Origin of the sequence: Clavibacter michiganensis, assembly GCF_016907085.1 — a bacterium.
Classification (GTDB): domain Bacteria; phylum Actinomycetota; class Actinomycetes; order Actinomycetales; family Microbacteriaceae; genus Clavibacter; species Clavibacter michiganensis_O.
Genome location: NZ_JAFBBJ010000001.1, coordinates 1,137,989 through 1,158,322 on the forward strand (window position 1 = coordinate 1,137,989; position 20,334 = coordinate 1,158,322).

General features: G+C 71.9%; 23 protein-coding genes. 3 read left to right on the forward strand and 20 right to left on the reverse strand.

Annotated features, from left to right (window positions below; all coding sequences use genetic code 11):
- From pheS to infC, 9 genes are all read right to left on the reverse strand, one after another.
- Nucleotides 1–1,038: a phenylalanine--tRNA ligase subunit alpha gene (gene pheS / locus JOE38_RS05130; RefSeq protein ID WP_204575161.1), complete on the reverse strand. Its 1,038-nt coding sequence runs from the start codon at nucleotides 1,036–1,038 to the stop codon at nucleotides 1–3.
- A 61-nt stretch (nucleotides 1,039–1,099) separates the two neighbouring features.
- A complete protein-coding gene (locus JOE38_RS05135) occupies nucleotides 1,100–1,924 on the reverse strand; it encodes an amino acid ABC transporter permease (RefSeq protein ID WP_204575162.1) in 825 nt (274 codons plus the stop codon).
- Entirely contained in the window at nucleotides 1,921–2,568 is a 648-nt protein-coding gene (locus JOE38_RS05140; RefSeq protein ID WP_204575163.1) for an amino acid ABC transporter permease, read from the reverse strand. The genes JOE38_RS05135 and JOE38_RS05140 overlap by 4 nt, the downstream gene beginning before the upstream one ends.
- 116 nt (nucleotides 2,569–2,684) lie before the next feature.
- Nucleotides 2,685–3,608 (reverse strand): glutamate ABC transporter substrate-binding protein, encoded by a 924-nt coding sequence (locus JOE38_RS05145; protein WP_204575164.1) that lies wholly within the window; start codon nucleotides 3,606–3,608, stop codon nucleotides 2,685–2,687.
- Between the two features lie 155 nt (nucleotides 3,609–3,763).
- On the reverse strand, nucleotides 3,764–4,552 hold the full coding sequence (locus JOE38_RS05150) for an amino acid ABC transporter ATP-binding protein (RefSeq protein ID WP_374191156.1): 789 nt from the start codon (nucleotides 4,550–4,552) through the stop codon (nucleotides 3,764–3,766).
- A 151-nt stretch (nucleotides 4,553–4,703) separates the two neighbouring features.
- Nucleotides 4,704–5,504, reverse strand: a complete 801-nt coding sequence (locus tag JOE38_RS05155; RefSeq protein ID WP_204575165.1) for a TrmH family RNA methyltransferase — start codon at nucleotides 5,502–5,504, stop codon at nucleotides 4,704–4,706.
- 63 nt (nucleotides 5,505–5,567) lie between these two features.
- Nucleotides 5,568–5,960 carry a 50S ribosomal protein L20 gene (gene rplT / locus JOE38_RS05160; RefSeq protein WP_012038696.1) on the reverse strand — a complete coding sequence of 131 codons (393 nt, stop codon included), beginning with the start codon at nucleotides 5,958–5,960 and terminating at the stop codon, nucleotides 5,568–5,570.
- Nucleotides 5,961–6,006: 46 nt separating this feature from the next.
- Nucleotides 6,007–6,201: a 50S ribosomal protein L35 gene (gene rpmI, locus JOE38_RS05165; RefSeq protein WP_012298616.1), complete on the reverse strand. Its 195-nt coding sequence runs from the start codon at nucleotides 6,199–6,201 to the stop codon at nucleotides 6,007–6,009.
- Nucleotides 6,194–6,787, reverse strand: coding sequence for a translation initiation factor IF-3 (gene infC / locus JOE38_RS05170; protein WP_015490649.1), 594 nt, complete (start codon nucleotides 6,785–6,787; stop codon nucleotides 6,194–6,196). Before infC ends, rpmI begins: the two co-directional genes overlap by 8 nt.
- 390 nt (nucleotides 6,788–7,177) lie before the next feature.
- On the opposite strand from infC, the gene JOE38_RS05175 reads away from it, so the two are divergent.
- The gene (locus JOE38_RS05175) at nucleotides 7,178–7,636 is read left to right on the forward strand and encodes a DUF1844 domain-containing protein (RefSeq protein ID WP_204575166.1); all 459 of its coding nucleotides are present in this window, start codon (nucleotides 7,178–7,180) and stop codon (nucleotides 7,634–7,636) included.
- A 59-nt stretch (nucleotides 7,637–7,695) separates the two neighbouring features.
- On the opposite strand, the gene JOE38_RS05180 is transcribed toward JOE38_RS05175, so the two are convergent.
- From JOE38_RS05180 to JOE38_RS05200, 5 genes are all read right to left on the reverse strand, one after another.
- Nucleotides 7,696–8,463, reverse strand: coding sequence for an SseB family protein (locus JOE38_RS05180; RefSeq protein WP_204575167.1), 768 nt, complete (start codon nucleotides 8,461–8,463; stop codon nucleotides 7,696–7,698).
- Nucleotides 8,460–9,209, reverse strand: a complete 750-nt coding sequence (priA, locus tag JOE38_RS05185) for a bifunctional 1-(5-phosphoribosyl)-5-((5-phosphoribosylamino)methylideneamino)imidazole-4-carboxamide isomerase/phosphoribosylanthranilate isomerase PriA (RefSeq protein WP_015490652.1) — start codon at nucleotides 9,207–9,209, stop codon at nucleotides 8,460–8,462. The genes JOE38_RS05180 and priA overlap by 4 nt, the downstream gene beginning before the upstream one ends.
- A gap of 65 nt (nucleotides 9,210–9,274) precedes the next feature.
- Nucleotides 9,275–9,916: an imidazole glycerol phosphate synthase subunit HisH gene (hisH, locus tag JOE38_RS05190; RefSeq protein WP_204575168.1), complete on the reverse strand. Its 642-nt coding sequence runs from the start codon at nucleotides 9,914–9,916 to the stop codon at nucleotides 9,275–9,277.
- Entirely contained in the window at nucleotides 9,913–10,521 is a 609-nt protein-coding gene (gene hisB, locus JOE38_RS05195; RefSeq protein ID WP_204575169.1) for an imidazoleglycerol-phosphate dehydratase HisB, read from the reverse strand. The genes hisH and hisB overlap by 4 nt, the downstream gene beginning before the upstream one ends.
- A 109-nt stretch (nucleotides 10,522–10,630) precedes the next feature.
- On the reverse strand, nucleotides 10,631–11,026 hold the full coding sequence (locus JOE38_RS05200; RefSeq protein ID WP_204575170.1) for a hypothetical protein: 396 nt from the start codon (nucleotides 11,024–11,026) through the stop codon (nucleotides 10,631–10,633).
- 360 nt (nucleotides 11,027–11,386) lie between these two features.
- Between JOE38_RS05200 and lexA the strand changes: the two genes are divergently transcribed.
- A complete protein-coding gene (lexA, locus tag JOE38_RS05205) occupies nucleotides 11,387–12,067 on the forward strand; it encodes a transcriptional repressor LexA (protein WP_204575171.1) in 681 nt (226 codons plus the stop codon).
- 84 nt (nucleotides 12,068–12,151) lie between these two features.
- Here the strand turns inward: lexA and hflX are convergent, their stop codons facing one another.
- The gene (hflX, locus tag JOE38_RS05210; RefSeq protein WP_204575172.1) at nucleotides 12,152–13,717 is read right to left on the reverse strand and encodes a GTPase HflX; all 1,566 of its coding nucleotides are present in this window, start codon (nucleotides 13,715–13,717) and stop codon (nucleotides 12,152–12,154) included.
- Between the two features lie 40 nt (nucleotides 13,718–13,757).
- Here hflX and JOE38_RS05215 point away from each other — a divergent pair, with 40 nt between their 5' ends.
- Nucleotides 13,758–14,375: a class I SAM-dependent methyltransferase gene (locus JOE38_RS05215; RefSeq protein ID WP_204575173.1), complete on the forward strand. Its 618-nt coding sequence runs from the start codon at nucleotides 13,758–13,760 to the stop codon at nucleotides 14,373–14,375.
- Nucleotides 14,376–14,440: 65 nt separating this feature from the next.
- Here the strand turns inward: JOE38_RS05215 and dapF are convergent, their stop codons facing one another.
- The 5 genes from dapF to recA all read right to left on the reverse strand — a co-directional run bounded on the left by dapF (nucleotide 14,441) and on the right by recA (nucleotide 20,138).
- Nucleotides 14,441–15,319, reverse strand: a complete 879-nt coding sequence (gene dapF, locus JOE38_RS05220) for a diaminopimelate epimerase (RefSeq protein WP_204575174.1) — start codon at nucleotides 15,317–15,319, stop codon at nucleotides 14,441–14,443.
- A 9-nt stretch (nucleotides 15,320–15,328) separates the two neighbouring features.
- Entirely contained in the window at nucleotides 15,329–16,252 is a 924-nt protein-coding gene (gene miaA, locus JOE38_RS05225; RefSeq protein WP_204575175.1) for a tRNA (adenosine(37)-N6)-dimethylallyltransferase MiaA, read from the reverse strand.
- Complete coding sequence (miaB, locus tag JOE38_RS05230; RefSeq protein WP_204575176.1) at nucleotides 16,249–17,829, reverse strand: tRNA (N6-isopentenyl adenosine(37)-C2)-methylthiotransferase MiaB; 1,581 nt, start codon at nucleotides 17,827–17,829, stop codon at nucleotides 16,249–16,251. Before miaB ends, miaA begins: the two co-directional genes overlap by 4 nt.
- A 50-nt stretch (nucleotides 17,830–17,879) precedes the next feature.
- A complete protein-coding gene (locus tag JOE38_RS15700; protein ID WP_239544750.1) occupies nucleotides 17,880–18,929 on the reverse strand; it encodes a regulatory protein RecX in 1,050 nt (349 codons plus the stop codon).
- A 120-nt stretch (nucleotides 18,930–19,049) separates the two neighbouring features.
- Nucleotides 19,050–20,138 (reverse strand): recombinase RecA, encoded by a 1,089-nt coding sequence (recA, locus tag JOE38_RS05240; RefSeq protein ID WP_204575177.1) that lies wholly within the window; start codon nucleotides 20,136–20,138, stop codon nucleotides 19,050–19,052.
- Nucleotides 20,139–20,334 lie beyond the last annotated feature (196 nt).

Sequence of the window (20,334 nt, forward strand, 5' to 3'; positions counted from 1 at the left end):
CTACACCACCATCCCGAACTGCGCGCCGAATCGGATGTCGCCCTCGACGATGTCGCGCATGTCGGAGAGGTCGTTGCGGAACATGAGGGTGCGCTCGGTGCCCATGCCGAACGCGAAGCCCTGGTACTCGTCGGGGTCGATGCCCGCGGAGCGCAGCACGTTCGGGTTCACCATGCCGCAGCCGCCCCACTCGATCCAGCGGGGTCCGCCCGCGGCGGCCGGGTGCCAGACGTCCATCTCGGCGCTCGGCTCGGTGAACGGGAAGTAGTTCGGGCGGAGGCGGATGCGCGCGTCCTCGCCGAACATCGAGCGCGCGAAGTGCTCGAGGGTGCCGCGGAGGTGCGCCATGGTGAGGCCGCGGTCGATCGCGATCCCCTCGATCTGGCGGAACGCGGGCGTGTGCGTGGCGTCGAGCTCGTCGCTGCGGAAGGTGCGGCCCTGCGCGATCGTGTACACGGGCAGCTCGTCGGCGAGCAGCGTGCGGATCTGCACGGGCGAGGTGTGGGTGCGCAGCACCAGGTGCGCGTCGGTCGGATCCACGTAGAAGGAGTCCTGCATCGCGCGCGCCGGGTGGTCGGGCGGGAAGTTCAGCGCGTCGAAGTTGAACCACTCGCTCTCGAGCTCGGGGCCCTCGTTCACCTGCCAGCCCATCCCGACGAAGATGTCGGCGATGCGCTCCTCGAGCATCGTGAGCGGGTGGCGGGCGCCGGCGCGCCAGCGGCTCGGCAGCGCGGTGACGTCCACGGCCTCGGCGACGAGGCGCGCGGCGGCCTCCTGCTCCTGGATCTCCGCCTCGCGCGCCTGGAACGCCTGCGTGACGCGGGCGCGCGACTGGCCGACGAGCTTGCCGGCGTCCTTGCGCTGTTCGGGCGGCAGGGACCGGAGCGATCCGTTGAGCCGGGCGAGCGGCGACGCCTCGCCGATGTGGGCGGAGCGGGCCTCGGCGAGCGACGCGGAGTCGGTGGTCGCGGCGAGCGCGGCCATCGCCTGCTCCACGGCGGCTCCGACGGTCTCCTCGGAGATCTGGGGTTCGGACATGAGGCCCGAGTCTACCGAGCGGGGGTGGCGTCCCCGGCCCGCGACCGGCCCCGCGACGCGCCTACGCGCCCTGCGAGGTCCCGGCCGCGACGGTCTTCGCCACGCGCGGTCCGCGCTTCTTGGCGAGGCGCCGCGCGATGGTCGACACCGAGAGGTTGAGCACCAGGTACATGCCCACCATCACCACGAAGATCGGCAGCGAATTGGCGCGGCTCGTGGCCTCGAGGATCAGCTCGCCCTGCTTGGTGAGGCCGACGAGGCTGACGATGGTGCCGAGCGCGGTGTCCTTGATGAGCACCACGAGCTGGGCGACGATGATCGGCAGCATAGTGCGGAACGCCTGCGGGAACTCCACCAGCAGCCGGTTCTGCAGCGGGCGCAGGCCGATCGCGAGGCCCGCCTCGCGCTGCCCGCGCGGCAGGCCGAGGATCCCCGATCGCAGGGCCTCGCCGATGATCGCGCCGTTGTAGAGCGTGAGCGCTGTGACGACCGACCAGTACGGCCCGATCGGGAAGATGAGGTAGATGAACAGCATCATCAGCAGCACGGGCATGCCGCGGAAGAACTCGAGCACGACGGTGACGGCGTAGCGGATCACGCGGTGCTCGCTCATGCGCAGGAGCGCGAGCACCATTCCGAGGAGGATCGCGAGGACGGCGGCGACCGCGGCCGACTGCAGCACCACGACGAGGCCCCGGAGGAGGAGCTGCCAGACGAGCGGGTCGTTGAGCACGAGCCAGATGTCGGGGCTGAACTGCCCGGCCTGCTGCAGCTTCACGGCGGCGAAGGCGAGCACGGCCACGACGATGAGACCCGTGACGACGGAGAGGATGCGGGAGCGACGGCGGGCCTTCGGGCCGGGCACGTCGTAGAGGACACTGCTCATCGGGAGACCGCCACTCGCTTCTCGAGGTGGTCCGCCAGCTGGCCGAGCGGGACCGTGATGATGAGGTAGAAGAACGCGACGCCCACGAACACCCAGACGACCGCGTCGCCGTTGGCGTTCGCGACGTCGCGGCCCACGTTGAACAGCTCGTAGATGAAGTACGCGCCCGCGATCGACGTGTTCTTGGTGAGCGCGATGACCACGTTGATCAGCGGCGGGATGACCGTTCGCACCGCCTGCGGCAGGATCACCGACCCGAGCGTCTGCGAGAACGTCAGGCCGATGCTGCGCGCGGCCTCGGCCTGGCCGACGGGCACGCTGTTGATGCCCGAGCGGATCGCCTCCGCGAAGAACGGCGCCGTGTAGAGCGTGAGGGCGAGCACCGCGGCCGTCATGAACGGCAGCGCGCCCGAGATCGACGTGATCACGACGCTGAAGAAGGTGAAGACGAGCAGCAGCGGGGTGTTCCGCAGCAGCTCGACGTAGACGGTGGAGGTGGCGCGGAGGCTCGCGAGCGGCGAGATCCTCATCGCGGCGATCACGATCCCGAGCGGGAGGGCGAACAGCACGGTGAGGCCGAGGAGGCGCAGCGTGCCGCCGAACCCCCGCAGGAACACGTCGAGATTGTCGAGGATCACATCCACGGCGCACCTCCTATGGTCTGCGCCCGGCGCGGCCGGGCGATGGTCGGATCCGGGCTCGGGTGCCCGGACGAGGGAGGGTCCCGCGCGCGCATCGGCGCACGCGGGACCCGGTGGGACTAGTAGCGGTCGATCGCCGGGGGCTCCGGCGTGTCGATGACCGTGCCGGCCGTCGCCTCGAACAGGCGCGCCCAGGTGCCGTCGTCGTAGGCCTCCTGCAGCGTGTCGTTGATGAACGTGCGGAACGCCTCGTCGCCCTTGGCGATGCCGATGCCGTAGGGCTCCTGCGTGAAGGTCTCGCCGTCGCCGACGAGCTTGAACTCGCCCTCGTTCTGGTCGATGAAGCCGGAGAGGATCACGTTGTCGGTCGTGACCGCGGACACCTGGCCGTTGCGCAGCGGGTCGAGGCACTTGCTGTAGACGTCGGTCGGCACGACGACCGCGCCGAAGGTGGCCTCGATGTTCGCGGCGGGGGTGGATCCGGCGACGGAGCAGACCTGCTTGCCGCGGACGTCCTCGGGCGTGTTGATCGTGGTGTCGTCCGCGAGGACCATCAGCGCCTGGCCGGCGACGTAGTACGGTCCCGCGAAGTCCACGACCTCCTTGCGCTTGTCGTTGATCGTGTAGGTCGCGACGACCGCGTCGACCGAGCCGTTCTGGATGAAGGGCTCGCGGTTCGCGGACACCGTCTCGGTGAACTTGATGCCGTCGAAGGGGATGCCCATCTTGCTGGCGACGAGCGCGGCGATCGCGACGTCGAAGCCGGCGGGCTTGCCGTCGAGGCCCGCGAGGCCGAAGAGCGGCTGGTCGTACTTGGTGCCGACCTTCATCTCGCCGGCCGCGGCCAGGCGCGCCATCGTCGTGCCCTCGTCGAACGTCGGGTTCTCCGCGAGCTCGAGCTTGTAGGGGCCGTCGCCGTTCTCGGGGGCGTTCGTGCCGGCGTCGATGCCGCTGTTCGACGCGCTGCCCGCGGCGCCGCAGCCCGTGAGGGCGACGACGACGATCGCGGCAGCTGCGGCGATGGTCAGTTTCCTGTTCTTCATGGTTCCCGTTTCTCTGCAGGTGGGGTGGTGACGGAGGCGATGGGGATCGCTCGTGGTGCGTGGTGCGGGTCGTGCCGGTGGTGCGGCGCCCGGACGCGCCTGCCTCGGCGGCGTCCGGATGCGGGGTGCGGGAGGGCGCGTGCCCTCCGCGCGCGTCAGTGGGCGAGGATCTTGGAGAGGAAGTCCTTCGCGCGCGGGCTCTGCGGGTCGTCGAAGAACGCGCTGGGCGTCGTGTCCTCCTCGATGGCGCCGTCGGCCATGAAGATCACGCGGTCAGCGGCCTTGCGGGCGAAGCCCATCTCGTGGGTGACGACCATCATCGTCATGCCGTCCTTCGCGAGGCCGACCATGACGTCGAGGACCTCGGTGATCATCTCGGGGTCGAGGGCCGAGGTCGGTTCGTCGAGCAGGATCAGCTTCGGGTCCATCGCGAGCGCCCGGGCGATCGCGACGCGCTGCTGCTGGCCGCCGGAGAGCTGGGCCGGCATCTTCTGCGCCTGGTTCGCGACGCCGACGCGGTCGAGGAGCTCCATCGCTCGCTTCTCCGCCTCGGCCTTGCCCTGCTTGCGGACCTTGATGGGCCCGAGGGTCACGTTCTCGAGCACGGTCTTGTGCGCGAAGAGGTTGAACGACTGGAACACCATGCCGACGTCGGCGCGGAGGCGCGCGAGCTCCGCGCCCTCGGAGGGGAGGTCCTGGCCGTCGATCGTGATGGTGCCGTCGTCGATGGTCTCGAGCCGGTTGATCGCACGGCACAGCGTCGACTTGCCGGATCCGCTCGGGCCGATGACGACGACGACCTCGCCGCGGTTCACCGTGGTCGAGATGTCCTTGAGGACGTGCAGGTCCCCGAAGTGCTTGTTGACGTGGGATACGACGACCAGGGGCTCGCCGACCGCTGCTGCGGCGGGCGAGGCGGGGTCCGCCGTCGGGCTCTGCTCCATGCGAACACCATATCCATGACGGTGTTTCGTCCGCGTTTCCGCGGGGCATCGTCACCCCATCGTGACGCGTCGGCCGCGTTTGCGCCGATCAGGGCGGTGCGGGGCTCTCGCCGAGGACCGAGCACCCGTCAGACGTCGGCGGATCCGAGGGTCAGGCGCGCTGCGCGAACGCCGACTCGTAGAGGCAGACGGAGGCGGCCGTCGCGAGGTTCATCGACTCGGCCTGGCCGTAGATCGGCACGACGACGGCGCGGTCGGCGAGGGCGAGGTGCTCGTCCTGGAGGCCGCGGGCCTCGTTGCCGAAGAGCCACGCGGTCGGGCCGGCGAGCCCGCCCGAGGTGCGCTCCGCGAGGAGGTCGTCGCCCTTCACGTCCGCGGCGAGCACCTGCAGCCCGGCCGCCTTCACGCGCTCGAGCACGGCGTCGAGCTCGGGCATGATCGCGACCGGCAGGTGGAAGAGCGAGCCCGTCGTGGCGCGCACGACCTTCGGGTTGTAGAGGTCGACGGAACGGCCCGTGAGGATGACGGCGTCGGCGCCCGCGGCGTCGGCCGCGCGGATGATGGTGCCCGCGTTGCCGGGGTCCCGCACCTCCTCGAGGATCGCGATGAGGCGCGGCTCGTCGCCGAGGATCTGCTTGAGCGACGTCGGGAACTGCCGGCACACGCCCACGACGCCCTGCGGGGTGACGGTGTCGGCCATGGACGCGATCACGTCCTCGGTGACGAACTCCACCTCGATGTCGGACTCGCGGACGGCGCGCGCCAGATCCGGGTAGCGGTCGAGGGCCGTGGGCGTCGCGAACAGCTCCAGCACGAGATCCGACCGGAAGGCGAGCGCCTCGGAGACGGCCTGCGGCCCCTCGAGGAGGAACAGGCCGGTGTCGGCGCGCGCATCCCGCTTCGCGAGCTTGGCGACGCCGCGGACGCGTGGGGAGCGGGGGTTGTCGAGCATGCCTGCAACACTAACGGCGCGCCCCCGGGTGGGGACGCGCCGTCGGCGGTGGTGCGGGAGGTGCTAGGCGTTCGCCGCGACCTTGGGGGCCGAGGTGTTCGCGGGCAGGGCGGCCTTGGCCGTCTGCACGAGCGACGCGAAGGTCGCGGGCTCGTGGACCGCGAGCTCCGCGAGGATGCGGCGGTCGACCTGGACGCCGGCGAGCGAGAGGCCCTGGATGAGGCGGTTGTACGTGAGGCCGTTCGCACGCGCGGCGGCGTTGATGCGCTGGATCCAGAGGCGGCGGAACTCGCCCTTCTTCGCACGGCGGTCGCGGTACGCGTAGACGAGGGAGTGGGTGACCTGCTCCTTGGCCTTGCGGTACAGGCGCGAGCGCTGCCCGCGGTAGCCGGCGGCGCGCTCGAGGATGACCCGACGCTTCTTGTGGGCGTTGACGGCCCTCTTGACTCTTGCCATTTCAGTGATTCCTATTCGAGTTCAGGTGTCGCGGACGACGAGGGGCCTAGCGGCCGAGGAGCTTCTTGGCGACCTTCATGTCGGCCTTGGCCAGGGGCTGGTCCTGGTTGAGTCGCGCCTTGCGCTTGGAGGACTTGACCTCGAGGTTGTGCCGCATGCCCGCCTGCTGCTTCATGATCTTGCCGCTGCCGGTGACCTTGAAACGCTTCTTGGCACCCGAGTGGGTCTTCTGCTTAGGCATTGTTCTCTTCTCTCGCTTCTCGTGCGCTCGCCTTGGTGGCGTCGCGCTTCGCGTTGGCCTCGGCCTTGGCCTCGGACTTGTTCTTGTGCGGTCCGATGACCATGACCATGTTGCGGCCGTCGATCGTGGGGGTGGATTCGACGCTGCCGAACTCGGCGACGTCCTCCGCGAACATCTTGAGCAGTCGCACGCCCTGGTCCGGACGCGACTGCTCGCGCCCGCGGAACAGGATCATGGCCTTGACCTTGTCGCCGTCCTGCAGGAAGCCCTCGGCGCGCTTGCGCTTGGTCTCGTAGTCGTGCTTGTCGATCTTCAGGCGGAAGCGCACCTCCTTGAGGATGGTGTTCGCCTGGTTGCGACGCGCTTCCTTGGCCTTCTGCGCGGCCTCGTACTTGAACTTGCCGTAGTCCATGATCTTCGCCACGGGGGGCTTGGAATTGGGCGCGACCTCGACGAGGTCGAGGTCGGCTTCCTGCGCGAGCCGGAGTGCGACGTCGATGGATACGACGCCGACCTGCTCGCCTGCTGGGCCAACGAGGCGAACCTCGGGAACTCGGATTCGATCGTTGGTACGGGGATCGCTGATGGACTGCTCCTATTCGTGTCTTCGGGTGGCTCGGCGGCGGTGTGCCGCTCGAAACGAGACGAGGAGAGTTCTTCACCAGGGTGCGACGGATCCGTCGTACTCGGCAACACGCCCTTGCCCCGCTCTTCAGCGAGGCCCCCGCATGTGCGGGGCTCCCGTCCTCTGGTCCCGGTGAGGGGAGCCGTTCGGACGGGGGAGCGAAATCGACCCGGTAACCTATGGAGGCGGTCAAGCGCGGGTGGGAGATCAATCCTCTTTCGAACCGGGACTGTGACAGCCCCGGAGCCGTCGATAAGCATAGCAGACGCCGACCCCGCCCTGGAAGGGCGGGCGCCGACCGGGTCCGCGGCCGTCCGGCTCCACCCGGCCGCCCCGAGCAGGAGGACAGACATGACCGACCCGACCCCCGACCCCGCGACGACCGCGCCCGACGCGCACGTCCACCGCTTTGAGGAGCCCGGCGCCGCGACCGGGGACGGCCCCTCCGCCGCGGGCGTCGCCGACGACGACACCGCCGACTTCGTCGCCGACCAGTACGCGCGCGACATCGCCGAGGTCTCCGCCGTCGAGGTCATCACGACCACGGCCGTCCACCTCATGAGCGCCGCGGCCGTGAAGTGCGGGCTCGCCGACGATCCCGCCACGCAGACCGACCTCGCCGAGGCGCGGAAGCTGATCATCTCGCTCGCGGGGCTCGTCACCGCCGCCTCCCCGGAGCTGGGCGACCAGCACGCGCGCAGCCTGCGCGACGGCCTGCGCTCCCTGCAGCTCGCGTTCCGCGAGGCCTCGCCCTACCCCGACGCCGTGGGCAAGGGCCCGGGCGAGAAGTACACCGGGCCCGTCTCCTAGGAGCACCGGACCCCGGGTCGCGCCCGCCGCCGCCGCGGCGCTGGAGCGCGGCCCGCGTCTCAGCCGGCCGAGATGATCCGGAGCCCCATGCTGTCGACACGGTCGGCGAGCACCGCGCTCCGCGACCACTCCCCCTGCAGCCGCGCGAGCAGCGCATCGAGAGCCGGGCGATCGAGGCCGTCGACGAGTTCCAGCGCGATCGTCAGCTCCGGGCCCTCGAGGCGCGCGCGCGGATCCCCCGGTGCGGTGCTCAGGCCCACGACCGCGGGCTCCTCGACCACGCTCGCCTCCAGCGCCGCGGCGACCTCGGGATCCTCGGGGCTCGGGATCCACGGCAGCGACCGCGCGACCGCCCACACCGCCGGACGCCGGAGCACGAACTCGGTGTCGGACCCCGGGTCGACGACCACGAGGTCGGTCTCCTCGCTCGCCGCGGCCAGCGCCACGCGGACGGCGTCGGCGGGGACGGGACGCGCCTTCGCGTTCCACCTGCCCATCGCGGCGACGGACGTGAAGACCGGCATGACGGTGCGGCCGTCGGGGCCGGCGACCGTGATGATCGACAGCTCGGCGCTCTTGTCGGCCGTCAGGCCGTGCGCGCCCTCGCCCTCCTCGCCGAGGCGGGCGACGAGCGGGATCAGGAGGCGCGCATCGCGGAGCGCGTCGACGACCGCCGCCTGACCGACCTCGCCGCGACCGTGCCGCGCGAGCGCCTCCGCGACGGCGGGCGGCGCGGAGCCGTCGTCGTCCGGGAACGGCGTGGGCTCGAACGAGCGACCCGCCCAGGGGGTCCCGGCCGAGTCGGCGTGCGGAGCGGATCCGGTCATCGATCCCCGGCGACGTCGAGCGCCTCGCCGAGCGTGAAGGCACCGGCGTACAGGGCCTTGCCCACGATCGCCCCCTCGAGGCCGAGCGGCACCAGCTCGCGGAGCGCGGCGATGTCGTCGAGGCTCGAGACGCCGCCGGAGGCGACGACCGGGCGCTCGGTGCGCTCGAGCACGTCACGGAGGAGCTGGAGGTTCGGGCCCTGGAGCGTGCCGTCCTTCGTGACGTCGGTGACGACGTAGCGCGCGCATCCGGCGTCCTCGAGGCGCTCGAGCACCTCCCAGATGTCGCCGCCGTCCTGGGTCCAGCCGCGCGCGGAGAGGGTGCGCCCGCGGACATCGAGCCCGACCGCGACGGCCTCGCCGTGCTGCGCGATGACGCTGGCGGCCCACTCGGGGTTCTCCAGCGCCGCGGTGCCGAGGTTGATCCGGGTCGCGCCGCTCTCGAGCGCCACGTCGAGCGACCGGTCGTCGCGGATCCCGCCGGACAGCTCGATCTGCACGCCGTCGATGGCGCGGATCACGCGGGAGATGACCGACAGGTTGTCGCCGCGGCCGAAGGCGGCGTCGAGGTCGACGAGGTGCAGCCACTCGGCACCCTGCTCCGCCCAGTCGCGGGCGGCGTCGACGGGATCGCCGTAGCCGGTCTCCGTCCCGGCTGCGCCCTGCGTCAGGCGGACGGCCTGCCCGCCCGCCACGTCGACGGCGGGCAGCAGGGTCAGGCGGGGGGTGCTGGTGAACTCGCTCATGGGGGCCTTCCATCGATCGGGCGTGCGGGCGGGGCCGTCGGCGACGGCGGATGCGGATGCGGGCGTCAGGCGGCGCGGAGGGTGCCGAGCCAGTTCGCGAGCAGCCGGATCCCGGCGGCCCCCGACTTCTCGGGGTGGAACTGCGTGGCGCTGAGCGGGCCGTTCTCGACGGCCGCGACGAACCGCTCACCGTGCGTGGCCCACGTGACGCGGGGCGCCGGCAGCGGCGGGAGCGGATCGATGCCCCACGAGCGCGCGGCGTACGAGTGCACGAAGTAGAACCGCTCGTCCTCGAGACCCGCGAACAGCGCGGATCCCTCGGGGACGTCGACGGTGTTCCAGCCCATGTGCGGCAGCACGTCGGACTCGATGCGATCGACCGTACCGGGCCACTCCCCCAGGCCCGCGACGTCGACGTCGCGCTCGACGCCGCGGTCGAACATGACCTGCATGCCGACGCAGATGCCGAGGACGGGGCGCCCTCCCGCGAGACGGCGGTCGACGACCCGGTCGCCGCCGGCCGCCCGCAGCGCCGTCATGACGGCCGAGAAGGCGCCGACGCCGGGGACGAGGAGGCCGTCCGCCTCATGGGCTCGCTTCGGGTCGCCCGTCAGCTCGACGTCCGCGCCGGCCAGCTCGAGCGCCTTGACGGCGGAGTGGACGTTGCCGCTCCCGTAGTCGAGGACGACGACGGAGGCCCGCGTCACAGCGCGCCCTTCGTGGACGGGATGCCGGAGACGCGCGGGTCGAGCTCCTTGGCGAGACGGAACGCGCGAGCGAAGGACTTGAATTCGGCCTCCGCGATGTGGTGGGGGTCCCGCCCGCCGAGCACGGTGACGTGCACCGTGAGGCCCGCGTGGAACGTGATGGCCTCGAAGACGTGGCGGACCATGGATCCGGTGAAGTGGCCGCCGATGAGGTGCATCTCGAAGCCGGCGGGCTCACCCGAGTGCGCGAGGAACGGACGGCCGGAGATGTCGACGACCGACTGCACCAGGGCCTCGTCGAGCGGGACGAGCGCGTCGCCGAAGCGGGCGATGCCGGACTTGTCACCCAGCGCCTCGCGGATGGCCTGACCGAGCACGATCCCCACGTCCTCCACGGTGTGGTGCACGTCGATGTGCGTGTCTCCCGTGGCGGTGACCTTCAGGTCGGTGAGCGAGTGCTTCGCGAAGGCGGTGAGCATGTGGTCGTAGAACGGGACCGACGTGCTGATCTCGGAGGCACCGGTGCCGTCGAGGTCGAGCTGGAGATCGATGCGGGACTCGCTGGTCTGCCGCGTGACGTGCGCGGTGCGCGCGAGGGTGCTCATGGTCTCCATGCTACCGATCGCATCCCGCCGGACCGCCGCCCTCCCGGCCGCCACCGGGAGCGACGACGGCCTCCGCGCACGATCGCCGCGCGATCGCGCCGGCGCCGGATCAGTGGGCGTACTGAGCGGGGACGGCGAGCTGCTGGCCGGCCGCGACGTCCGACGAGGGGAGCCGGTTGAGATCGACGACCGACGCGATGACATCGCGCGGGTCGGCCGACGGCGCGATCTCCTCGGCGAGGTCCCACAGGGACTGGCCGCTCGACACGGTGACGTATTCGAACGTGGTGCCCGACGCGTCCTTCGACGCGACGGCCGCACCGCCGTTGAGGGCGACGAGCCCGGCGCCCAACGCCAGGGGAGCCGCGACCAGCGCGGTGAGGACGAGACGCCCGCGGCGCGTGATGCGCAGGCGCGTGCGGGGCGCGACGGCGGCCTCCGCGACGGGTGCGACAGTCGGGCCGGCGGGGGTGATGGCTGCGGTGGTGGTGGCTGCGGTGTTCATGGTGACCTCTCGTGCGAGACGGTGGGGCGTCGATGCGACGCGCTCGGCGGTGCAGTGCGGTACGGCATGCGATGCGGGTCGAGCAGCTCGCACCCGGCTCTCGGCCGGGAGAGCCGGGTGCGAAGCTGTGTTCCGAACATACATTCGAAACCGGCCCTCCGCAAGCCCTCATCGCCTCGATCCGGCCTCCAGGGGCGCGACACGCTCGAACAGGTGTTTGTACGAGGTGCCCCGGCTGGATACAGTTTCGAGTGCCTGGTGTACATCCCATCGGGTACCACCGACATCGCCCCGCGAGGGCGTCGGCCCGCCGGGTCGCACGTGCCGCGGAGGCGTCGGCGACGAGAGGCGGGCCGTGGCATGACGGACGAGCGAGCAGCAGGGGGCGGCGCGACGAGGCGCCGCAAGAGCCTCAGCGAGAAGCAGATCTCGATCCTGGAGTTCATCCAGCGCACCATCGCCGGCCAGGGCTACCCGCCGAGCATGCGCGAGATCGGCGACGCCGTGGGCCTCGCCTCCCTCTCGAGCGTCACGCACCAGCTCAACCAGCTCGAGCTCTCCGGCTACCTCCGACGCGACCCCAACCGGCCGCGGGCACTCGAGGTCCTCATCGACCTGCCGGGCACCGGCGCCACGGAGAGCGGCGAGCCGTCCACCCCCGTGGGCGACGCCGCCATGGTGCCCATGGTCGGCCGCATCGCCGCGGGCATCCCCATCACCGCGGAGCAGATGGTCGAGGAGGTCTTCCCCCTCCCCCGCCAGCTCGTCGGCAAGGGCGACCTGTTCATGCTGCGGGTCGTCGGCGACTCCATGATCGACGCGGCCATCTGCGACGGCGACTGGGTGGTCGTCCGCCAGCAGAAGACCGCGGAGAACGGCGACATCGTCGCCGCCATGCTCGACGACGAGGCCACCGTCAAGGTGTTCCGCCAGCGTGACGGCCACACGTGGCTGCTCCCCCGCAACAGCGCATTCGAGCCGATCCTCGGCGACTTCGCCGAGGTCGTCGGCAAGGTCGTCGCGGTCATGCGCTCCGTCTGATCCCCGCGCACGACGCACGAGAGCGGCCGGTCCCCGAGGGGCCGGCCGCTCTCGTGCGTGCGGTGGGCGGTGCCGCGGCGCGGATCAGACCGCGGGGACCACCGAGTACGCCTGGACCTGCGCCTGCTGCTCGGCCGTCACGAGCGCGCGCACGCGCGTGCCCTCCTCGACGTACGAGGTCTCGAGCACCTTGGCGCCGTCGTGCAGCATGGCGACGACCTCGCCGTGCTCGAAGGGCACCAGCAGATCGACCTCGATGGTGGGCTGCGGCAGCAGCTCCGCGATGCGCCGACGCAGCTCCTCGACGCCCTCGCCCGTGCGGGCCGAGACGAACACGCCCTGCGGGGCGAGGCCGCGAAGGACGACGCGGTCGCCGTCGGAGGCGAGGTCGCTCTTGTTGAACACGACGATCTCGGGGATGGACGAGGCGTCCACCTCAGCGATGACCTCGTGCACGGTCGCGAGCTGCGCCGCGGGATCCGGGTGCGACGCGTCGACGACGTGCACGAGCACGTCGGAGTCGGCCAGCTCCTCCAGCGTCGAGCGGAACGCCTCGACCAGCTGGTGCGGCAGGTTCCGCACGAATCCGACGGTGTCGGCCAGCGTGTAGAGCTGGCCCTGATCCGTCTCCGTCTTCCGCACGGTCGCGTCGAGCGTCGCGAACAGGGCGTTCTCGACGAGCACGCCCGCCTTCGTCACCCGGTTGAGCAGCGACGACTTCCCGGCGTTGGTGTAGCCGACGATGGCGACAGAGGGGACCGCGTGCCGGTCGCGGTTGGCGCGCTTGGTGTCGCGCGCCGGCTTCATCGCCGCGATCTGCTTGCGGAGGCGCGCCATGCGCGTGTTGATGCGCCGACGGTCGAGCTCGATCTTCGTCTCACCCGGTCCGCGGGATCCCATTCCCGCACCCGCGCCGCCGACCTGGCCACCGGCCTGGCGCGACATCGAGTCGCCCCATCCGCGGAGTCGCGGGAGGAGGTACTGCAGCTGCGCGAGCTCGACCTGCGCCTTGCCCTCGCGGCTCTTGGCGTGCTGGCTGAAGATGTCGAGGATGACGGCGGTGCGGTCGATGACCTTGACCTTCACCACGTCCTCGAGCGCGCGCCGCTGGCTCGGGGCGAGCTCGGTGTCGGCGATGACGGTGTCGGCGCCGACCGCCGCCACGAGCGCCCGCAGCTCCTCGGCCTTGCCGCGGCCGAAGTAGGTGCTGGGGTCCGGCGTGGGACGGCGCTGCAGCAGTCCGTCGAGCACGACCGCCCCCGCGGTCTCCGCGAGGGCCGCGAGCTCGCGCATGCTGTTCTCGGCGTCGTCGACGGAACCCTGCGAGTACACGCCGATGAGCACGACGTTCTCGAGGCGCAGCTGCCGGTACTCGACCTCGGTGACGTCCTCGAGCTCGGTGGAGAGCCCGGGGACGCGACGCAGCGCCTGCCGGTCGGCGCGTTCGCTCTGGTCACCGTCCGACCCCTGCTCCGTGTCGGGGTTCGCGGACAGGGCCTGCGCGCCGGATCCGCGGAAGAGGGCGTAGCCGGCCGAGCGGTTCTCCGCTCGTCCGAGGACGCGCGCGACGACGTCGTCCCGGTCGGTGTTCTCGGTGGACGTCGTCGTCGTGTCCGCGGGCTCGTGGTCGTGCTCGTCGTGCGTTGTCATGTGCTCCCATCGTAGCGCGGGCGTCCGGTATCGTCCCGGTATGGCCGACGCGCACTACTTCTCCCCGTCGCCGGCCGGACCCCTGCGCACCCGCACCATCACGGTCGAGCTGGGCGGACGGACCGTCGACGTCGAGACCGCGGGCGGCGTCTTCAGCCCCGAGCACGTCGACCAGGGCACCCTGGTGCTGCTGCGCAACGTCCCGGAGCCCCCTGCCGAGGGGCATCTGCTCGACGTGGGCTGCGGCTGGGGTCCCGTGGCGCTCGACCTGGCGATGCGGTCGCCCGCGGCCACCGTGTGGGCGGTCGACGTGAACGAGCGGGCGCTCGAGCTGACGCGGGCGAACGCCCGGTCCCTCGGTCTCGAGAATGTCCACGCCGTGCTGCCCGATGACGTCCCCGCCGGCCTCGCGTTCGGCACCGTGTGGTCGAACCCGCCGATCCGCGTCGGCAAGGAGGCGCTGCACGGGATCCTGCTCGACTGGATGCCCCGCCTCGCGCCGGACGCGGACGCCTGGCTCGTCGTGCAGCGCAACCTGGGATCCGACTCGCTGCAGCGCTGGCTGGTCGACACCCTGCCCGCGGGCCTCGAGACGACGCGCGCCGCGTCCGACAAGGGCTTCCGGGTGCTGCGGGTGCACCGCGGCGCGGACTACTAGCCGCCCGCCGCCTCCCGCCGCCGCGCCCGCCTCGATCGCCGGGCACCCGGGTCGGGACGAGCGGGTCAGGCCAACGCCACGACCCCGTCGAACACCAGCTCCGCGGGGCCCGAGAGGCCGACGTGCTCGCCGTCCTCGGTCGGGAACATCCGCACGCCGAGGACGCCGCCCGGCAGCTGGACGCGCCACTGGTGCGGAGCGGCCGCACCCGCCCAGTGCCGCGTCGCGAGGGCGGCGGCCGCGGCGCCCGTGCCGCAGCTCAGCGTCTCGCCGCTGCCGCGCTCGTGCACGCGCATCGTGATGTGGCCCACGCCGTCGACCACGAGCGGGTCGGCGGGCACCACGAGCTCCACGTTCGCGCCGTCTGCCGGTTCCGGATCCAGCTGCGGCACGAACGCGAGGTCGGCCTCGGCGAGCTCGTCCTCGCTCGACAGCGCCACCACCACGTGCGGGTTGCCCACGTCGATGCTGAGGCCCGGGCGCGCGACCTGCAGGTCCTTGGCGCGCACGAGCGGCTCGCCGCCCGCGAGGGACCACCGACCGAGGTCGACCTGGAAGCCGGACCCGCTGCGCTGCACCTCCCGGACTCCTGCCCGCGTGCCGATGGGGACCGTCCGGCCCGGAGGCAGCTCGATGAGACCGTTCTCGATGAGGAAGAGCGTGAAGACGCGGATTCCGTTCCCGCACATCTCGGCGGGGCTGCCGTCGACGTTGCGGTAGTCCATGAACCACTCGGCGTCCGGGTCCTCGTCGAGGGCGGCGCGGCCCTCCGGGATGCGGCTCGAGAGCACCGCGCGGATCGTCCCGTCGGCGCCGATGCCGAAGTGGCGGTCGCAGAGCGCCTGCACCTGCGTGTCGGTCAGGTCGATCTCGCCCGCGGGATCCGCGAACAGCACGAAGTCGTTGCCCGTGCCCTGGCCCTTGGTGAACTGCAGGTCTGCCATCCCGCCAGCCTACGGGCGCGCCGCCGGGAGGGCGTCGAGCGCGTGCGCGAGCAGCCGCTCATCGCGCGCATCGAGCCGCACGGCGTCCGCGTAGCGGCCGAACCACGACACCTGGCGTCGCGCGTACCGCCGGGTGAGCGCGCGGGTCTCCTCGACGGCCTGCTCCTCCGTCAGCTCCCCCGCGAGCTGCCGGGCCGCCTGCGCGTAGCCGATGGCGCGGGAGGCGGTGACGCCGTCGGCGAGACCGGCCGGCAGCAGCCCGGCCACCTCGTCCACCAGCCCGTCCTCCCACATGCCGGACACGCGGGCGTCGAGCCGCGGCACGAGCTCCTCGCGCGGCAGCGTGAGCGCCAGGATCCGTGCGGGATGCCACGACTGCGGCTCGGCGGACGCGCGCTCCGGCTGCGGACCCGTGATCTCGACGACCTCCAGCGCCCGTACGAGGCGCCGCCCGTTGTGCGCGCCGATCCGCTGGGCCGCGGCAGGATCGAGCTCGCGGAGGCGCCGGTGCAGCATGCCCGGCCCCGTCGCCTCGAGCTCCCGCTCCAGGCGCTGCCGGATCTCGGGGTCGGTCCCGGGGAAGTCGTAGTCGAAGAGCACCGACGAGACGTAGAGGCCGGATCCGCCCACGAGGATCGGGACAGCGCCGCGTTCAAGGATGGCGCTGATGGCCCCGCGCGCCTCGTCCTGGTACGCGGCGACGGTGGCCTCCGCGGTCACGTCGAGGACGTCGAGCATGTGGTGCGGCACGCCGCGCCGCTCGGCCTCGGGCAGCTTCGCCGTTCCGATGTCCATGCCCCGATAGAGCTGCATGGCGTCGGCGTTGACGATCTCCGCCGCGCGACCCTCGGCCCGCAGGCGCTCCGCGATGTCGAGGGACAGGGCGGACTTGCCCGTGCCGGTGGCGCCGACGACCGCGACGATCGGGGTCACGCGCGGTGTCGCGGGTACGCGGATCCGTCGCCCGCGGCCGCGGCGACGCGGAGCGAGGGCAGACCGAGCGAGACGCGCGGCGCCCCGCCGGCACTCGATCCCGCGCCCGCTGCCGGCGTCGGCACGCCGCAGGAGTCGGCCTGCGCGCGCTGCCACGCGTCGCCCGCGCGGGTGCGCCGGATCCGCAGCGGCGCGCCGTCCGCAGAGTCCGCGATGAGGTGGAAGGGCGCCGCCCGCGTGATCACGACCTCGACCGCGTCGCCGGGCCGCGGGTCGCCGCTGCCCTCGGGCACGTCGAGGTGCACGAGACGGCCGTCCTGCGCGCGCCCGGTGACCCGGCGCGTGTCGCCGTCCTTCCGACCCTCGTGCGCGCTCACGAGGACCTCGACCGCGCGGCCGACCACGCGCTGGTTCTCCTCGTGGCTGATGCGCTCCTGCAGCGCGGTGAGGCGGCCGTACCGCTCCTTCACGACGTCCGCGGGCACCTGCTCCTCCATCGTCGCGGCGGGCGTGCCCGGGCGGATGGAGTACTGGAACGTGAACGCCGAGGAGAAGCGGGCCGCCTCGACGACGCGGAGGGTCTCCTGGAAGTCCTCCTCCGTCTCGCCCGGGAAGCCGACGATGATGTCGGTCGTGATCGCCGCGTCGGGGATGCGCGTGCGCACCCGGTCGAGTATCCCGAGGAAGCGCTCGGACCGGTAGGAGCGGCGCATCGCCTTGAGGATCCGATCGGATCCCGATTGCAGCGGCATGTGCAGCTGCGGCATCACGGCCGGCGTCTCGGCCATCGCGTCGATGACGTCGTCCGTGAAGGCAGCCGGGTGCGGGCTCGTGAAGCGGATGCGCTCCAGCCCGTCGATGGCGCCGGCGGCCCGCAGCAGCTTGCCGAACGCCTGCCGGTCGCCGAACTCGACGCCGTAGGAGTTGACGTTCTGGCCGAGCAGAGTCACCTCCACCGCGCCGTCGTCCACGAGCGCCTGGATCTCGGCGAGGATGTCGCCCGGACGGCGGTCCTTCTCCGTGCCGCGAAGTGCGGGCACGATGCAGAACGTGCACGTGTTGTTGCACCCCACCGAGATGGACACCCAGCCGCTCGCGATCTCGTCGCGCTTGGTGGGAAGCGTGGAAGGGAAGGTCTCGAGGCTCTCCAGGATCTCCAGCTGCGCCTCGCCGTTGTGCCGCGCGCGCTCGAGCAGGGTCGGCAGCGCACCCATGTTGTGGGTGCCGAACACGACGTCCACCCAAGGCGCCTTCTCGAGGACGGTCGCGCGGTCCTTCTGCGCGAGGCAGCCTCCGACCGCGATCTGCATGCCCTCGTGCCGGCGCTTGACACCGGCGAGGTGCCCGAGGTTCCCGTAGAGCTTGTTGTCCGCGTTCTCCCGGACCGCGCACGTGTTGATCACGACGATGTCGGCCTCGGCGCCGTCTGCCGACACATAGCCAGCGGCCTCCAGCGACCCGGTCAGCCGCTCCGAGTCATGCACGTTCATCTGGCAGCCGTAGGTGCGGACCTCGTACGTCCGGGGCCGGTCGACGGCGGACGGGGCGGCGCGGACGTGATCGGCGACGGTGCTCATGATGACTCGATCCTACGTGCGGGGGCGTCCGACACCGCCCGTGGGACGGGTCAGCGGAATCGCACGCGGGACGAGCCGCGTCGCGTGGCGAGCGCTGCCTTGGTGGCGTCGCGCACGACGCCACCGCCGTATCCGCGACGCATGAGGAACGAGGTCAGGCGCCGCTCGGCCGTCTCGTCGTCGTAGGACGAGAGCTGCCCGACGCGCTTCATCGCAACCTCGGTGGCACGCGCGAGCTCGTCGTCCGGCTGCTCGGCCATGGCCTCCTCGATGACGAGGGGGTCCAGCTTGCGACGGCGCATCTCCATCTCGACCGAGCGTCGACCGAGCCCCTTGCGGTCGAGGTGCGTGTGCAGGATCTGCTCCGCGAGCGCGGCCTCGTCGATGTACTGCAGGGACACGTACCGGGCGAGCGTCTCCTCCGCGATGTCCGGATCGATCTCCGCGCCATCGAGCACCTCGCGCGCCTCCGCGAGAGAGAGCCCGCGACCGCGCAGTCGGTTGGCGAGGACGTTGTCCGCCCGCCGCCGCTGGCGCTCGGGCGTGCGTTCCGCGGCGCGCTCCTCCTCGGCCTTCGCCTCGCGGCGCTCGTCCTCGACCCGGTCCTCCTCGAGCCGGAGCATGTCCTGCCGGTACGCCTCGTCCTGCTCGGCCTTGGCGCGCGCGCGCTCGGCGCGCTCCTGCTCGGCACGCCACGCGGCGGGAGTGGGGTCGTCCGCGGGCTCATCCTCGGCCTGGGGCGCCTCCGGGAACGCGACAGCCGCGTCACTGCCGCCTCGCGACGCCTGCGCCTCGGCCTCCGCGAGGACACGCCGCGCCTCCGCGATGCGCTCCTGGGCGGCGAGGGCGCGACCGGCCTCCGACGCGTCCACGGCGGCGCCGATCGTGACGATGCCATCGACCTCCGTGACCGAGCGTCCCCGTGAGGGATGCGTCGGCTCGACCCGCGGTGCGGACGACTCCTCGACGGGCGGCGTGGGCGCGACGAGCGGCCGGGCGGCCGCCCGACGCGATCGCCGGTCGGCGAGGGAGGCGACGGGCGCGATCTCATCGGGCCCGGGGCCCGTGCCCTGCTCGCCCTCGGAGGGGAATCTGACCATGGTGCTTCCGTCCTCAGGAGGCCCGGACGCGCGTCACGCAGAGCGAGACGGCGCCGTCGGACCGGTGTCGTGCGGGGGCGGGGTGCGTCGTGGGACGCACCCCGCCGAGGGGGCGCCGGGTCAGGCGCTCTTGCGTGCGGACGCCTTGGGCGCCGCGGCGGCGACAGGGGCCGGAGCGGCGTCGGCCGCGGGGGCGGCGTCGGCGTTCGGGTCCTTCACGAGGCCGAGCTTGACCTTGATCTTCTGCTCGATCTCGGCGGCGATCTCCGGGTTGTTGAGGAGGTGCTTGCGCGAGTTCTCCTTGCCCTGGCCGAGCTGGTCGCCGTCGTAGGTGTACCAGGCGCCCGACTTGCGGACGATCTCGTGCTCGACACCGAAGTCGATGAGGCTGCCCTCGCGGGAGATGCCGGTGCCGTAGAGGATGTCGAACTCCGCCTGCTTGAAGGGCGGCGCCATCTTGTTCTTGACGACCTTGACGCGCGTGCGGTTGCCGACCGCGTCCGTGCCGTCCTTCAGCGTCTCGATGCGGCGGATGTCGAGGCGGACCGACGCGTAGAACTTCAGCGCCTTGCCACCCGCGGTGGTCTCCGGGCTGCCGAAGAACACGCCGATCTTCTCGCGCAGCTGGTTGATGAAGATCATGGTGGTCTGCGTCTGGTTGAGACCGCCGGTGAGCTTGCGGAGCGCCTGCGACATGAGGCGCGCCTGGAGGCCCACGTGGGAGTCGCCCATCTCGCCCTCGATCTCCGCGCGCGGCACGAGGGCCGCGACGGAGTCGATGACGACGAGGTCGATGGAGCCCGAGCGCACGAGCATGTCGGCGATCTCGAGCGCCTGCTCGCCCGTGTCGGGCTGGGAGACGAGGAGCGCGTCGATGTCGACGCCGAGCTTCTTCGCGTACTCCGGGTCGAGCGCGTGCTCCGCGTCGATGAACGCCGCGATGCCGCCCGCGCGCTGCGCGTTGGCGATGGCATGCAGGGTGAGCGTGGTCTTTCCCGAGGACTCCGGGCCGTAGATCTCGACGATGCGGCCACGCGGGAGCCCGCCGATGCCGAGCGCCACGTCCAGCGCGACCGAGCCGGTGGGGATGACGGCGACGGGTGCGCGCTCGTCGCTGCCCAGTCGCATGACCGAGCCCTTGCCGAACTGCCGGTCGATCTGTGCGAGCGCGGTCTCGAGTGACTTCTCGCGGTCTGCCGATGATGCCATGGGGTGCTCCTCGTGTCGAAGGTGGGTTGCCTGCAGGCTGTCGCTCCGCTCCCGCTGGCCGCGGGGTCCGGTGCCGACAAGGCGACGGGTGATCTCCGCGAGGTGCACGTTATGCGGCGCCGCCGACATCGCTGCCGGAGGGGCCGGACCTGTGCAGTCCGCGCTTCGAATCGCTCCTGTGGGGAGACTACGCGCG